The sequence below is a fragment of the Limnohabitans sp. genome, assembly GCF_044373035.1.
In the GTDB taxonomy this organism is placed as follows: Bacteria; Pseudomonadota; Gammaproteobacteria; order Burkholderiales; family Burkholderiaceae_C; genus Limnohabitans_A.
This window is the reverse complement of the sequence record NZ_JBILQU010000030.1, coordinates 13,780-28,106: the sequence shown is the minus strand read 5'-3', so window position 1 is coordinate 28,106 and position 14,327 is coordinate 13,780. Positions and strand designations below refer to the sequence as shown.

Annotated in this window: 15 protein-coding genes and 1 tRNA gene; 7 read left to right on the top strand and 9 right to left on the bottom strand. The window is 60.1% G+C overall.

Going from position 1 to position 14,327, the window contains the following annotated elements:
• Positions 1-49: 49 nt before the first annotated feature.
• The gene (locus tag ACIQ47_RS06750; protein WP_396437408.1) at positions 50-1,015 is read right to left on the bottom strand and encodes a Gfo/Idh/MocA family protein; all 966 of its coding nucleotides are present in this window, start codon (positions 1,013-1,015) and stop codon (positions 50-52) included.
• A gap of 147 nt (positions 1,016-1,162) precedes the next feature.
• Here ACIQ47_RS06750 and ACIQ47_RS06745 point away from each other — a divergent pair, with 147 nt between their 5' ends.
• The 3 genes from ACIQ47_RS06745 to ACIQ47_RS06735 all read left to right on the top strand — a co-directional run bounded on the left by ACIQ47_RS06745 (position 1,163) and on the right by ACIQ47_RS06735 (position 3,178).
• A complete protein-coding gene (locus tag ACIQ47_RS06745) occupies positions 1,163-2,167 on the top strand; it encodes a Bug family tripartite tricarboxylate transporter substrate binding protein (protein ID WP_396437407.1) in 1,005 nt (334 codons plus the stop codon).
• Between the two features lie 73 nt (positions 2,168-2,240).
• Positions 2,241-2,609 (top strand): hypothetical protein, encoded by a 369-nt coding sequence (locus ACIQ47_RS06740; RefSeq protein ID WP_396437406.1) that lies wholly within the window; start codon positions 2,241-2,243, stop codon positions 2,607-2,609.
• Positions 2,606-3,178 carry a hypothetical protein gene (locus ACIQ47_RS06735; RefSeq protein ID WP_396437405.1) on the top strand — a complete coding sequence of 191 codons (573 nt, stop codon included), beginning with the start codon at positions 2,606-2,608 and terminating at the stop codon, positions 3,176-3,178. Before ACIQ47_RS06740 ends, ACIQ47_RS06735 begins: the two co-directional genes overlap by 4 nt.
• Here ACIQ47_RS06735 and hemW read toward each other — a convergent pair.
• The 3 genes from hemW to rph are packed head-to-tail and all read right to left on the bottom strand — an operon-like array spanning position 3,172 to position 5,790.
• Positions 3,172-4,398, bottom strand: a complete 1,227-nt coding sequence (hemW, locus tag ACIQ47_RS06730; RefSeq protein WP_396437404.1) for a radical SAM family heme chaperone HemW — start codon at positions 4,396-4,398, stop codon at positions 3,172-3,174. The two genes, ACIQ47_RS06735 and hemW, sit on opposite strands and share 7 nt — an antisense overlap.
• Entirely contained in the window at positions 4,395-5,018 is a 624-nt protein-coding gene (locus tag ACIQ47_RS06725; RefSeq protein ID WP_296290879.1) for a non-canonical purine NTP pyrophosphatase, read from the bottom strand. The genes hemW and ACIQ47_RS06725 overlap by 4 nt, the downstream gene beginning before the upstream one ends.
• A 19-nt stretch (positions 5,019-5,037) precedes the next feature.
• On the bottom strand, positions 5,038-5,790 hold the full coding sequence (gene rph, locus ACIQ47_RS06720) for a ribonuclease PH (protein WP_396437403.1): 753 nt from the start codon (positions 5,788-5,790) through the stop codon (positions 5,038-5,040).
• Between the two features lie 176 nt (positions 5,791-5,966).
• On the opposite strand from rph, the gene ACIQ47_RS06715 reads away from it, so the two are divergent.
• The 4 genes from ACIQ47_RS06715 to ACIQ47_RS06700 all read left to right on the top strand — a co-directional run bounded on the left by ACIQ47_RS06715 (position 5,967) and on the right by ACIQ47_RS06700 (position 10,127).
• On the top strand, positions 5,967-6,869 hold the full coding sequence (locus tag ACIQ47_RS06715) for a YicC/YloC family endoribonuclease (RefSeq protein WP_396437410.1): 903 nt from the start codon (positions 5,967-5,969) through the stop codon (positions 6,867-6,869).
• A gap of 11 nt (positions 6,870-6,880) precedes the next feature.
• Positions 6,881-7,501: a guanylate kinase gene (gene gmk / locus ACIQ47_RS06710; RefSeq protein WP_293751716.1), complete on the top strand. Its 621-nt coding sequence runs from the start codon at positions 6,881-6,883 to the stop codon at positions 7,499-7,501.
• Positions 7,502-7,532: 31 nt separating this feature from the next.
• The gene (gene rpoZ, locus ACIQ47_RS06705) at positions 7,533-7,733 is read left to right on the top strand and encodes a DNA-directed RNA polymerase subunit omega (protein WP_108354341.1); all 201 of its coding nucleotides are present in this window, start codon (positions 7,533-7,535) and stop codon (positions 7,731-7,733) included.
• A gap of 123 nt (positions 7,734-7,856) precedes the next feature.
• Complete coding sequence (locus tag ACIQ47_RS06700) at positions 7,857-10,127, top strand: RelA/SpoT family protein (RefSeq protein ID WP_396437402.1); 2,271 nt, start codon at positions 7,857-7,859, stop codon at positions 10,125-10,127.
• Between the two features lie 25 nt (positions 10,128-10,152).
• Here ACIQ47_RS06700 and greB read toward each other — a convergent pair whose 3' ends face one another.
• The 5 genes from greB to ACIQ47_RS06675 form a co-directional block, all read right to left on the bottom strand.
• Positions 10,153-10,719, bottom strand: a complete 567-nt coding sequence (gene greB, locus ACIQ47_RS06695; RefSeq protein ID WP_396437401.1) for a transcription elongation factor GreB — start codon at positions 10,717-10,719, stop codon at positions 10,153-10,155.
• A 118-nt stretch (positions 10,720-10,837) separates the two neighbouring features.
• A tRNA-Arg gene (locus ACIQ47_RS06690) sits at positions 10,838-10,914 on the bottom strand.
• Positions 10,915-10,969: 55 nt separating this feature from the next.
• Positions 10,970-12,487: an ABC transporter substrate-binding protein gene (locus ACIQ47_RS06685; protein ID WP_396437400.1), complete on the bottom strand. Its 1,518-nt coding sequence runs from the start codon at positions 12,485-12,487 to the stop codon at positions 10,970-10,972.
• A 13-nt stretch (positions 12,488-12,500) separates the two neighbouring features.
• Positions 12,501-13,325 (bottom strand): ATP-binding cassette domain-containing protein, encoded by an 825-nt coding sequence (locus ACIQ47_RS06680; protein ID WP_396437399.1) that lies wholly within the window; start codon positions 13,323-13,325, stop codon positions 12,501-12,503.
• A complete protein-coding gene (locus ACIQ47_RS06675; RefSeq protein ID WP_396437398.1) occupies positions 13,322-14,326 on the bottom strand; it encodes an ABC transporter ATP-binding protein in 1,005 nt (334 codons plus the stop codon). Before ACIQ47_RS06675 ends, ACIQ47_RS06680 begins: the two co-directional genes overlap by 4 nt.
• Position 14,327: the final 1 nt, after the last annotated feature.

Below are 14,327 nucleotides of genomic sequence, written 5' to 3'. Positions count from 1 at the left end.
CTACCACGCAAAACGCCCCTCTCGGGGCGTTTTGCATTTTTGGCACACCTCAGGGCTTGCCCACCAACATCGCCTCCACCAACTCCTGCACCGCCAACGCCTCTTCAGCCGTGGCCAGTTTGTGGGGCTTGCCGCGCAACCACAAGTCCACTTCGCTCAGTTGCCGCTGCAATGCGCTGAAGCGCGGGTCTTCGGTACGCCAGTCCACGGCCTCCACCCAAGGACCGCCGTCGGAACGCCAGAGTTGGAAAAACTCCCGGAACTGGTGGTTCATGCGGCTGCCGCGCACCGTGACTTCTTGACGGTCGGGCTGTTGACCGCCGGTGGTGGCCATGACCGTGACGGGCTTCCCATCGGACGTGGTCAAGCGAGCCAGCATGTCCAGCTCGCACAAGGTGGGGTCTTGCGGGTAACGGGGAGACGCATGCTGCAAGGTCAGCGGCCCCAAAAACCGTCCGGCCAAAAACAAGAAATGCGAAATCACTTCACGGGTGTAGCCACCTTCATCGCGCAGACGCAGCCAATCGGCGTCTTTTTGCCAAGCGCGGGGCCAGGCGGGGTAGTTCACCACAATGTCGATGCCGAGCAGCTCACCCGTTTCACCCGCAGCGATGGCGCGATTTAATTCTTCAAAGCCACGCGACGCGGCTTGGGTGAAGTTGACCACGCCGGGCAAACGCGCTTGGCGCAGTTGGGCCACCAGATCACGGCTTTGCGCGTTGTCGGTGCCCAGGGGTTTTTCCATGAACACGCCCTGCCCGGCTGCTGCGGCCTGCAAGGCGTAGGTTTTGCGTGGGCCTGGCGGGCAGGCCAGGTACACCACATCCGCCCCAGCCATGGCGGCCTGCGCGTGGGCTGCGACGTGCACACTTGGGGCCATCTCCTGCGTTTTGGCCACCGATGCGGCCGAAGGGTCCCAAACGCCGCACACCTCAAAGGCGGGATGCTGCAAGGCGTTTTCCAGCATGCGGCGGCCCATGATGCCCAGACCGATGATGGCAATTTTGTGTGTCATGTCCGTCTCCTGAAAATTAACCAAGCTTAACCATTTCGCCCCCTGATGCCTGTCATGCAGGGGGCGGCTGTTGCGTTACCACAGATGACTGTCCAGCCTCAACAAAAGTGCTAGCCTTGGTTTTTCCATTTTCCTCAAGTCAACACCATGTCGAACAACTTCACCGTGTCTCGCACCCATCGCCGCCAAGTCTTGCTGGGGCTTGCGCTCGGGGCTGCTTCGGTTTTCACCACAGGCCAAGCCTTGGGGCAGGACTTTCCACCCAAAAAAACCATCAGCATGGTCGTGGGCTTTGTGCCCGGCGGGGCGGCCGACACGGGTGCCCGCATCATTGCCAAAAAACTGGGCGAGAACTTGGGGGTCGCCGTCACGGTTGAAAACAAAGCCGGTGCTGGCGGCAACATTGCCCACCAATACACCGCAACCGGCCCCGCGGACGGCAGCGTGCTGCTGTTCGGCTCGGTCGGCCCGCTGAGCATTGCGCCCAACATGATGAAGCTGCCCTACGACCCGGTGAAAGACCTGGCCCCACTGACCATGGCAGTGAACTTTCCGAACGTGCTGGTGGTGCATCCTGGCACGGGCATCAAGACCTTTGCTGAATTCATCGCCGCCGCCAAAAAAGACCCGGGCAAGCTCGATTTCGCCTCCACCGGCCCAGGTTCTGCCTCGCACCTGGCAGGCGAGTTGCTCAACGACATGGCCAAAATCGACACACTGCATGTGCCCTACAAAGGGGGGGCCGCCGCGCTGCAAGACCTGCTGGGCGGCCGCGTGGCCGCTTGGTATGCTACTTTTGCCACGGCAGCGCCTCACATCGAGGCAGGCAAAGTGATTCCTCTGGCCAGCACCGGCACGCAGCGCCTGGGGGGCTTGCCCCAGATCCCCACCATTGCCGAGTCCGGCTATCCAGGTTTCAGTGCCACCAACTGGTATGCTTTTGTCGCCTCCTCCAAAGTGCCCGCCCCGGTGCTGGACCGCTGGAATGTCGAATTGGTCAAGGTGTTGTCAGCGCCCGATGTGGTGGAACAGTTGAACAAGCACGGCCTGGTGCCCATGCCTGGATCGCGTGACGATCTGGCCCGTTACATGGCCAAAGAAACCACCACTTGGGGTCGCATCATTCGGGAGCGAAAAATAAGCGCTCAGTGAGCGCTGGTTGGCGATAAACCTCAAAATGTGTTGAGGATGCAAATTTCATGAAAAATTCGATAAGATCAATAAAATGGAAAATAATCAAAGTCCTTTTGCTTCTGCTTACCTGCAATTTCTCCAATTGGCCAAGGTGGTCCAAGCCTTGCCAGACGGCCAAGCCATAGATGCCAACGAATCGGCTTTGCTGCAATCGGTGGTGCTGCGTTGGTACGAAAACCAGCCCATGACGGTGCGCGAAGCCATCGGCCTGGCAGATCTGGGTTCTCCCGCCACTTTGCACAAGCGCATCACGCGCCTGCGCGAAAAAGATTTGCTCAGCACACTGAACCAAGAAGGCGACCGACGCGCCAAATTCCTGATTCCCACCCAGCGCACCCTGGATTACTTCCAGCACCTGGGCCGCTCGATGCATCAAGCCCACCAAAACTCGCTCGCATGATCAACTGGGTCAGACATGCCTTTGAATCCACAGCGCTGACCCTCGCCAGCGCTGTTTTGTTTGTGGGTTTCTTCCAGCTCAATGACTGGGCTTTTTCCATTTTTGAATACAGCGAAGGCATCAGCTGGGTGTTTTTGCCTGCTGGCTTTAGGGTGATCTTGGTGCTGGTGTTGGGCTTGCCGGGTGCCTTGGGCCTAATGCTAGGCAGTTGGTTCATCGACCGTGATCTTTTCACACAAGACGGTGCCACACTGGCATTTTTGAACGGTGTGGTGGGGGGCTTGACACCTTGGCTTGTTTTGAAATACCTGACATACCGCCAATGGTTGAGCCCGCATTTGCAATCGCTGAATGTGCTCCAGCTGCTGAACATGACCTTGATTTTTGCAGCTGCCAGCGCGGTGGCGCACCAACTGGTGTGGCTGCTGCTGGAGCGGCCGCACATGAACATCTGGGTGGACATCTGGCCCATGTTTGTGGGTAATGCACTGGGGGCCTTGATGATGCTTTACGGCTTCAAGTTTGTGCTCGACCGGGTTAGCCAGCAAAAATCACAACAGACTCACTGAGCCTTTGCACTTGCGCTGTCGGCCAAAAACAGCGCCTGCAAATCACTCAAGAAATCAAAACCCCTGTCGGTCGGCCAGACCCGGTGCAGATCACGCCCGATCAAGCCCAGTTTTTCGGCCTCGGTCAACCCTTTTTGGATGCTGGTCATGGCCAGCCCCGTGCGGTCCACAAAGTCGGCCAAATCAAATCCACCACGCAAACGCAAGGCGTTGAGCATGAACTCAAAGGGCAAATCCAAGCGTGACACTTCGGTGCTTTGCGTGACGGGCTCTCCTTTCATGGCCTGCTGCATGTAAAGCGCGGGCTCGCGGTAACGCACTTGCCGCAGCACCCGGTGGGCAAAACTGAGCTTGCTGTGCGCCCCGGCGCCAATGCCGAGGTAATCACCAAACTGCCAATAGTTCAGGTTGTGGGCACACTGATGGCCCGGCTTGGCATAGGCCGACACTTCGTAACGATCCAAGCCCGCCAAGGCCGTCAACTCGGTGATGCGGTCCATCATTTCGTAGGCCAGATCGTCCTCGGGCAAGACGGGTGGAAACTTGGCGAACACCGTGTTGGGCTCGATGGTCAGGTGGTAGATCGAGATGTGCGGCGGCGCAAAAGCCAAAGCGGTCTGAATGTCTTGCGTGAGGCCATCGATCGTCTGGCCCGGCAAGGCGTACATCAGGTCGAGGTTAAAGGTGTCAAACACCTGCGCGGCTTCGGTCACAGCGGCCAGCGCTTGGTCCCGGTCGTGTACACGGCCCAGGGCTTTGAGATGCGCATTGTCAAAACTCTGCACGCCAATCGACAAGCGGGTGATGCCGGCTTGGTGAAACGCCTTGAAACGGTCCTTCTCAAAGGTGCCGGGGTTGGCTTCCATGGTGATTTCGGCGTCAGGTGCCAAACGCACACGGGCGCGGATGCCCGAAATCAAACGGTCAATCGCCTCTGGCGAAAACAAGCTGGGCGTGCCGCCGCCCAAAAACACCGTCTGGATGCTGCGACCCCAAATCAGCGGCAAGCTCGCTTCCAGGTCGGCCAACAGCGCGTGGATGTAGGCATCTTGTGTCGACACCGGATCTGCACCCTCACGGAACTCGTGCGAGTTGAAGTCGCAATACGGGCACTTCTTGATGCACCAAGGCAGGTGCACGTACAGAGCAAGCGGCGGCAAGGCGTTCAGTTGCAGCACGCCGGGGCGCATGGCGTGCACAGGGTCCATCATTTGGTTCATGGTGCAGCGCTGTCCAACCAGCGTTCACGCATCAACGTCAGCATGGCTTGCGCAGCGCGGCCCCGGTGGCTGTGGGCGTTTTTCACCTCGGGGGGCAACTCGGCAAAGGTCTTGCCAAATTCGGGCAAGTACATCACAGGGTCAAAGCCAAAACCATTGCTGCCCCGGCGTTCGGGCGTGATCTGCACCACCACCCGGCCCACGGCAATCAAAGGCTCCGGGTCGTCAGCGCTGCGCACGGCCACCAGGGTGCTGACCATGGCGGCGCGACGCTTTTCAGCAACTTGGATGCCCTGCATTTGCTCCAGCAAAGCGGTGACGTTGGTGTCATCGCCTTTGGGGTAGCCAAAGCGGGTGGCGTAGTAGGCGGTGTCCACGCCGGGCTGGCCACCAAAAGCATCGACACACAGGCCCGCGTCATCGGCCAGCGCGGGCATGCCGCTCAGCTGCGCGGCGTGGCGGGCTTTGGCCAGGGCGTTTTCAACGAATGTCTTGAATGGCTCTGCGGCCTCAGGAATGTTCAGCTCGGACTGGCGCACCAGCGTCATGTGGAGCGGCGCCAACAGGGTTTGCAGCTCGGCCAGTTTGCCCGCGTTGTTGGAGGCGAGAACGATTTTCATGTGCGCCATCCCCAGTGGTTCAGGCGCTGAAAGTCAGGGTCTGAGGCTGGTCGTGCGCCTGCTTTTGCAACTGCACCAGCTGCGCAATGCCTTTTTCGGCCAGCGCCAGCATGCGGTCCATCTCAACGCGGGTAAAAGCCGCGCCTTCGGCCGTGCCCTGCACTTCCACAAAGTTGCCCGCGCCGGTCATGACCACGTTCATGTCGGTGTCGCAGGCCGAGTCTTCGGGATAGTCCAGGTCCAGCAAAGCGCTGCCGCTTTTCAGGCCCACTGAGATGGCCGCCACGCAGTCCAGGATGGGGGATTCGGTCAGTTTGCCGGTCGCGATCAACCAGTTCACGGCGTCTTGCGCCGCCACAAAAGCGCCCGTGATGCTGGCCGTGCGGGTGCCGCCATCGGCCTGCAGCACGTCGCAGTCCAGGTGGATGGTGCGTTCGCCCAGCTTTTTCAGGTCAAACACGGCCCGCAACGATCGGCCAATCAGACGCTGGATCTCTTGCGTGCGGCCGCTTTGCTTGCCGCGTGCGGCTTCGCGGTCGCCCCGGGTGTGGGTGGCGCGGGGCAGCATGCCGTATTCGGCCGTGACCCAGCCTTCGCCGCTGCCCTTTTTGTGGCCCGGCACTTTTTCTTCGACCGAAGCGGTGCACAGCACGCGGGTCTGGCCAAACTCGATCATGACCGAGCCTTCGGCGTGGATGGTGTAGCCGCGGGTGATGCGCACAGCGCGCAAAGCGTCGGCAGCGCGGCCGGAACGAACAGAGGTGGATGTCATGGGTGAGTCTTTTGCGAGTGGTGTGATGCTGGCCTCGGCAAGAGGCATGGGCGAGTTTGCGATAATGCCGTGTTTCATGCTTTGCCAAGCCCTTCAAGGGCTTGGGTTCAGGCAATTGCCCCAAGCCGGTGTTCGGCCTGCGGCGCGAAGGAACCAGTTCAATGTCAGTTTACAGTATGACCGGCTACGCCAGCGTACAGCACAGCCCGCTGCCCGCAGACGGCGAAGCCCCCGCCAGCGCGGCCTCCACCGCTCGCCTGGGGCTTGAAATCCGCTCGGTCAACAGCCGCTTCCTCGACCTGAGTTTTCGCTTGCCCGAAGAACTGCGCCAGCTCGAACCCGGCCTGCGCGAGCTGATCACGCGCCAGATCAAACGCGGCAAAGTCGAAGTGCGCGCCAGCCAAGACGCCGGAGATGGTGCCACCCTGCAAGCACCCAACCACCAAACCCTGCAAAAAATCGCGGCCTTGCAAGAAAAAATTCAAGATTGGTTGCCCAGTGCCCGTGGCCTGAGCGTGGCCGATGTGCTGCGCATGAGCGCTGGCAGTTCGGGCCAAGCCGCCCCTGACGAAGCCGCCTGGATGCAACTGGCCACCCAAGTGGTGGACGCCCTGCGCGAAGCCCGCGCCCGAGAGGGTGCGCGCCTGACCACGATGCTGCAAGGCCACATTGCACTGCTGCGCAGCCTGGCCGAACTGGCCGTGCCCCTGGTGCCCCAATTGGTGGAACAACAGCGCCAGCGTTTTTTGGAGCGCTGGAAAGACGCGATGGCTCTGGCCGATGGCAGCCACCTACCCGAAGCCGCGCAAGACCGGGCCCTCACCGAAGCCACCGCTTTTGCCATCCGCATCGACGTGGCCGAGGAGCTGACCCGCTTGCGCTCACACCTGGACGAACTCAGCCGCCTGCTCACCAAGGGCGGTGACATTGGCAAACGCCTGGACTTCTTGATTCAGGAGCTGCACCGCGAGGCCAACACCTTGGGCTCCAAATCGGCCGTGCTGGAGATGACGCGCATCTCGGTCGACATGAAGGTGCTGATCGAGCAAATGCGCGAACAAGTCCAGAACATCGAATAAAGAGCTTCCCTATGGATTACCCCGGAAACCTGTTTGTCGTGGCCGCCCCCAGCGGGGCTGGCAAATCCAGCCTGGTCAAGGCCTTGATGGAGCTGGATTCGCGCGTACACCCCACCGTCTCACACACCACCCGCGCCCCACGGGGCCAGGAAAAACATGGGCGCGAGTACTTTTTTGCTTCGGCACAAGAGTTTGACGCCATGGTGCTGGGCGACGCCTTTGTCGAATGGGCCCATGTACACGGCCAGCGCTACGGGACCTCGAAAAAGATGATCGAGGAACGCATGGCGCAAGGTACAGACGTGATCTTGGAGATCGATTACCAGGGTGCCCTGCAGATCCAAAAGATGTACGCCAACGCGGTGCTGATTTTCATCTTGCCGCCCAGCTGGGAAGAGTTGCGCTCGCGCTTGGAGCGCCGGGGCGAGGACACCCCCGAGATCATCGAGCTGCGCCTGCAAAACGCCGCAGTGGAGATGGCGCAGGCCAAGGAGTTTGACTTCGTTATAATCAACGAAGTATTTGACCGCGCCCTGTTTGACCTCAAAGCGGTGGTTCATGCACAGCGTCTCAAGTACCACGTTCAACGCCGCGCTCGGCCTGACACCTTTCAAGCCCTCAAGATGGCTTGACTCCCCGCACAGACATTTTCAAGGAAACCTCATGGCCCGCATCACTGTTGAAGATTGCCTGGACAAGATCCCCAACCGCTTTCAGCTGGTTTTGGCCGCCACCTACCGCGCCCGCATGTTGAGCCAGGGTCACACCCCGCGCATTGAAAGCAAAAACAAGCCTGGCGTGACCGCGCTGCGTGAAATTGCAGCAGGCAAAGTCGGCATCGAAATGCTCAAACGCGTGACTTGAATTTTCAACCGCTGAGAGGGTCTGGCCCGAACCAGATGCCCAACCTCACCACAAAACGCCCCAGTGATGGGGCTTTTTTTTGGATTTTTTCAAGCCCGCCAAAGCTTACGTTACATTGATGCCATGAGCGCCGTCCTCCCGAAAACTCCCAAAGCAGGCTCCAGTCGCCCCAAAGCGCCGGACCCGGCGGCTGCCAATGCGGCCGCCGCCAGCTTTGCTGTGCTGGAGGCGCAACTGGGCTACCTGAGCGAAGCCGACACCGAGATGGTGCGGCGGGCTTACAAATATGCCGACGAAGCCCACCTGGGCCAGATGCGCAAAAGCGGCGAGCCCTACATCACCCACCCGATCGCGGTGGCCGGCCTGTGTACTGAGTGGAAACTCGACGCCCAGGCACTGGCAGCAGCACTGCTGCACGATGCCATGGAAGATTGCGGCGTCACCAAGATCGAGTTGATTGAGCGTTTTGGCTCGCCCGTGGCCGAGTTGGTCGATGGCCTGACCAAGCTGGACAAGCTCGAGTTCAACACCCTTGAAGAGAACCAGGCCGAATCCTTTCGCAAGATGCTGCTGGCCATGGCCCGTGATGTTCGCGTCATTCTGATCAAGCTGGCCGACCGCACCCACAACATGCGCACCATGTCCGACATGCCGCGCAGCAAGTGGGGCCGCATCGCTTCCGAAACGCTTGAGATTTACGCCCCCATTGCGCACCGGCTGGGCCTGAACCAGATCTACCGCGAACTGCAAGACCTGTCGTTCAAACACCTGCTGCCCTGGCGCTATGCCGTGCTCTCCAAAGCCGTGACACGCGCACGCAACCGCCGCCGCGACCTGATCCGGAAAGTACAGTCTGATGTGGCAGCCGTGTTTGCACAGGCCCACATGGATGCGCGCATCAGCGGCCGAGAAAAAACGATCTACTCCATCTACAAAAAGATGGACGAAAAACACCTGAGCTTTGCCCAAGTCACCGACATTTATGGCCTCCGGGTCATCGTGCCTTCGGTCATCGACTGTTACACCGCTTTGGGCTTGTTGCACCAGATTTACAAACCCTTGCCTGGCAAATTCAAGGACCACATCGCCATTGCCAAGGTCAACGGCTACCAGTCGCTGCACACCACCTTGGTCGGGCCGTCCGGCGTGAACGTCGAGTTTCAGATGCGGACCGAGCCCATGCACCTGGTGGCCGAATCGGGGGTGGCCGCGCACTGGCTGTACAAAGAGCACGAGTCGGCCAGCGCCCAATCCGAGCGTTTGGGCACGCAATGGCTGCAATCGCTTTTGGACATCCAGACCGAAACACGCGATGCGGCCGAGTTTTGGGACCACGTCAAGGTCGACTTGTTCCCCGATGCTGTTTATGTGTTCACCCCCAAGAGCCAGATCATGGCCTTGCCACGCGGCGCCACGGTGGTGGACTTTGCCTACGCCATCCACAGCCGGGTGGGCGACCACGCCATGGCCGCCCGCATCAATGGCGACCAGGTGCCGCTGCGCACCGAACTCAAAAACGGCGACGTGGTCGAGGTGATCACAGCGCCCGTGTCGGCCCCGAATCCGGCTTGGCTGGGCTTTGTGCGCACCGGACGCGCACGCTCCAAGATCCGCCACCACCTCAAGACCATGGCTCAAACCGAGTCGGTGGGGCTGGGTGAAAAACTGCTGGCTCAGGCTTTGCGTGCCGAAGGCATCCACCAGCTGCCGGCCAACGACGAAGCGCACCACGCGCTGTGGGAAAAACTGCTTCGCTTCACGGGCAACCGCAACCAGCCCGATTTGCTGATGGACATTGGCCTGGGTAAACGCATCGCCACCATCGTGGCCAAGCGCCTGACGGCGCTCTTGTCCGAGTTGGGCCAAAAACCCGATCCACTGCTGATGACCCGTGAACGCTTCACAGCGCACGAGTCCATCTCACAAGGCGCGATTACCCTGGATGGCAGCGAAAACGCCTCGGTGGTCTATTCACGTTGCTGCCGCCCCCTGCCCGGTGACGACATCGTGGGCTACTTGGGCCGTGGCGAAGGCCTGGTCGTGCACACCCGAGATTGCGCCATCGCACGCAAACTGGAGCACAAGGACAGCGAACGCTTCATCGGCGTGGAGTGGTCGGACGAATTGAGCCGCAGCTTTGAGACCGCCATCACCGTCACCGTGGTCAATGGCAAAGGCGTGCTGGCCCGCGTGGCCGGCGCTCTGGCCAGCGGCGAAACCGACATCGTGCACGTGGACATGGGACAAGAGACGCCCCAGGACACGGCCGAATTGAAGTTCGTGGTGGCTGTTCGAGATGTGGCGCACTTGGATCAGGTTCTGCGACACCTCAATCGCACCCCCTCGGTCATCAAGGCTGAGCGACTAACCAACAAGAACCCAGGACAGGCCTGATCTTGTTCAGGCTGAGTTCACGGGGCTACACGGTCGCTCCAGGCGCCGTTGGATAACTCACCTGCAACACCTGAATATCGATCACGCCTGCAGGGGTGAGCAACTTGAGTTCATCGCCTTCACGTGACTTGAGCAAAGTGCGTGCAATGGGCGAGACCCAGCTGACCTGGCCTTTCAAACTATCGGCTTCGTCAATGCCCAAAATCGTTATCGTGCGTTCTGTGCCCGAGTCCTCGGCATAAGTGACCGTGGCGCCAAAGAACACCTGGTCGCTGCCATGGTGCACCACCGGGTCGACCACTTCGGCGATCTCCAGACGCTGGGTCAGAAAACGGATGCGCCGATCGATTTCACGCAAGCGCTTTTTGCCATACAGGTAATCGCCGTTTTCCGAGCGGTCGCCATTGCTGGCGGCCCAATGCACGATCTCGACCACCTTGGGGCGTTCGTCATCCATCAAGGTAAACAACTCAGCCCTCAATCGGGCATAGCCCGCAGGCGTGATGTAATTTCGCGCACCCGAAGGCAAAGCCGGTAAGCCCAGCTCCTCGTCATCGTCGCCGTCGGTCTCTTTGGTAAAGGCTTTGCTCATGTCTTGGTGTTCAAGGGCAAAAACGATCGCTGCCTGCGAAACAACCGCTTGGGTAATGCTTGATGTGGCGAAGGAAAAAGAAAAAGCCCACAACTTTCGTTGTGGGCTTTCTGATTTTTGGTGCGGCTGGCAGGAATTGAACCCACGACCCCTTGGTTCGTAGCCAAGTACTCTATCCAACTGAGCTACAGCCGCATTGTGCACGGAATTATAGCAAGCTTTTCAGGCCACTTTTGGGCTGTCCTTCAATTTATTGCCAAGACACAGCCGACATGTCGTTGGCAAAAACTGGCGAGCTGGACCACAGGCCTTTGAGTCCTTTGCGGTACACCGCCGTGTTGGTGGCGTTGAACAAGAATACGTTGACCGCATCTTTGGCAATCATGCGCTGCATGTCGCCAAACAGTTGCGTGCGCTCTTTGGCCTGAGTGGCGGCCGCATGTTTGGCGGCCAGATCACGGAAGCCCTTGCTGTCATAACCCCAATAATAGGCAGCGTCCGCATAGTTCATGTAATCCAAGGGCTCGACGTGGTTGATCACCGTCAGGTCAAAGTTGCCCTTGAAGGTGCCGCCCAGCCACTGCGCCCATTCCACGTTTTCAATCTTGGCAATGATGCCCACCTTGGCCAGTTGGGCTGCGAGGATCTCGCCGCCCTTGCGGGCATAAGGCGGTGGGGGCAGGGTCAAGGTCACGTTCAACGGCGTTTGCACACCGGCTTCCTTGAGAAGCGCTTTGGCTTTCTCGGGGTCGTAGGCGTACACGCCCGTCAGGTCAACATAACCGGCATCGGTGGGCGCCATGTGGCTGCCAATGGGTTTGGCCAGGCCTTCAAACACGCCGTCGATGAACGCTTTCTTGTCGATCGCATGCGACAGGGCACGGCGCACACGCACATCGTCAAACGGTTTTTTGCGGTTGTTGATGGTCATGATGCCTTTGCCGGCCGTGCTGCCCAGCTCGACCACAAAGCGCTTGTCTTTTTGGAACTGTTGCAGGCTTTGTGGCGACTGAAAGCGCGGCATGCCGTCGATGTCGCCAGCGAGCAAAGCGGCTACTTGGGCGGCCGAATCGTTGATGAACCGGAAAGTGACCTTCTTGACCTTGATGGCGTTGGCAGCGCGAAAGCCATCCCACTTGGACAAAGTCACCGCCGTGCCCTTGGCCCAGCTGTCGAGTTTGTAGGGGCCGGTGCCCACGGGCTTGGTGGCGGCATTGGCCGCGCTGTCGGGGTGCAAGATGACCGCTGTGTTTTCACCCATGCGGAACAAGAAGTTGCCATCGGGCTTGTTCAATACCAGCACCACGGTGTGCGCATCCGGCGTAGAGATGTGGCTGATGTTGTTGAACACCGCACCTTTGGCTTTGTTGGTGCTCTTGGCGTCTTTGGCGCGGTCAAAACTGAACTTGACAGCGGCCGAGTCGAAAGTTGTGCCATCAGAATACTTCACGCCCTTGCGCAGCTTGAAGGTGTAGGCCTTGCCGTCGGCGTCCATTTTCCAGCTCTCGGCCAGCAAAGGGGTAATGGAGCCATCGACGTTGATTTTGGTCAGGCCTTCGAGGATGTTGTAGTGCACCACTTCGCCAATCGCGGCAGCCGGAGCCATGGTCGGGTCCAGGCTGGTGGGCTCCAGGATCATGCCCAAGATGACCGTGTCTTTGCGCGACTGGGCTTGCGCCTGCAAAGGGGCCCATGCGATGCTGGCGGCCAGCAGGGCCACCGAACAAACGCCCACGGCGCGGCGGCTCAAAGGAAATGGCTTGCTCATGTTGTCTCCTGTTTCAAAAAAAATCTTCGCGGTGACCTGGCACCGCAGCCAACAAAGCACGAGTGTAAGGGTGCTCGGCTTGCACAAAAATTTGCATGGCCGGGCCTTGCTCGACCACACGGCCCGACTGTAAGACCAGTACATCGTCGCACATCAAGTTGACCACCGCAAGGTCATGACTGACCAGCAAATAGCTCAGGCCGTACCGATCTTGCAGGTCCATCATCAAATTGAGCACCTGCGCCTGCACCGACACATCGAGCGCACTCACTGGCTCATCGGCCACAATCAATGCAGGGCGCGTGATCAAGGCCCGGGCAATCGCAATGCGCTGGCGTTGTCCGCCCGAAAACTCGTGCGGGTATTTGTCGAGGTCTGCGGTTCTGAGGCCGACTTCGCTCATCGCTTGCGCAGCCCGGTCGCGCAGCTCAGATCGACCATCCGCGGGTTTCACCAAGGTCTGGATCGGCTCGGTCACGGTGGCCAGCACTTTTTGGCGAGGGTCCAGAGAACCATAAGGGTCTTGGAACACCATCTGAAAATCGCTGCGCAGCTGGCGCAAGGCTTGGCCGTGGGTCTGGTGGACATCCACGCCCTTAAAGAAGACCTGCCCCTCGGTGGGAGAGTCCAGCGCCATGACCAATCGCGCCAAGGTGGATTTGCCTGAACCGGACTCGCCCACGATGCCCAAACTTTTGCCCGGCTGCAGGGTGAAGCTCACGTCCGACAAAGCCTGTAAAGCGCCTGCGGGTTGAAACAATCCAGCGCGAGGCAAGGCAAAGCGCCGACCCAAATGCTTCACCGCCAGCAGTGGCGCAGATGCAGGCGTCTCATTCATGGCAGCCTCCAGCGGGGGCAACTGACCACATGGGGCGTTTCGCCTGCACCATCGCTGGCCATGCTTTGCGCCTGCGGGGGTGTCTGGCGGCAATCGTCCACCGCCAAACTGCAGCGGTCGGCAAACGCGCAGCCTGCCGGAAAATCCATCAACTCGGGCACGCTGCCGGGGATCGTGGTCAAGCGGGTGCCGCGTGCCAACCCCAAGCGGGGCCGCGCCGCAAACAGGCCCCGAGTGTAAGGATGCGCCCGGTGTGCAAACAGCTCGGGCGTGGCCGCACTCTCCACCACAGCCCCGCCGTACATGACCATGACGCGGTCCACCTGATCTTGCATCAGGCCGAGGTCGTGGCTGATCAAGAGCAAGCCCATGCCGTCTTCGCGCACCAATTGCTTGATGAGCGCCAACACTTCTTTTTGCACCGTCACATCGAGCGCGGTGGTCGGCTCGTCGGCAATCAGCAAGTCTGGGTTGCAAGCCAAGGCGATCGAGATCATCACGCGCTGGCGTTGCCCGCCCGAGAGCTCGTGCGGATAGGCATCGAGCCGCTCGCGCGCCCGGGGCAGTTGCACCCGTTCGAGCAGTTGCAGGGCACGGGCTTTGGCGTCGCTGGCGCTCATGTGTTGGTGCAGGCGCAAGGGCTCGGCGATCTGCTTCCAGATCGGGTGCAGAGGGTTGAGCGCCGTCATCGGCTCCTGAAAGATCATGGCCATGCGCGCACCGCGCAGCTGGCACAACTGCGGCTCGGGCAGGCCCACCAGCTGTTGGCCGTGCAGCGCTATGGACCCGCTCACGCGGGCGCGCTCGGGCAGCAAGCCCATCAGGGCCAAAGCGGTGAGCGATTTGCCGCTGCCGCTCTCACCAATCAGGCCCACCGTCTGGCCGCGCTCCATGCGCCAAGACACACCGCGCAAAGCAGGTGTCCAGCCCCGGGCCGTGGGCAGGCTTACTCGCAAATCGTCAACTTGCAGCAAAGGCTGGGTGTTGGACAGATCGGTCATT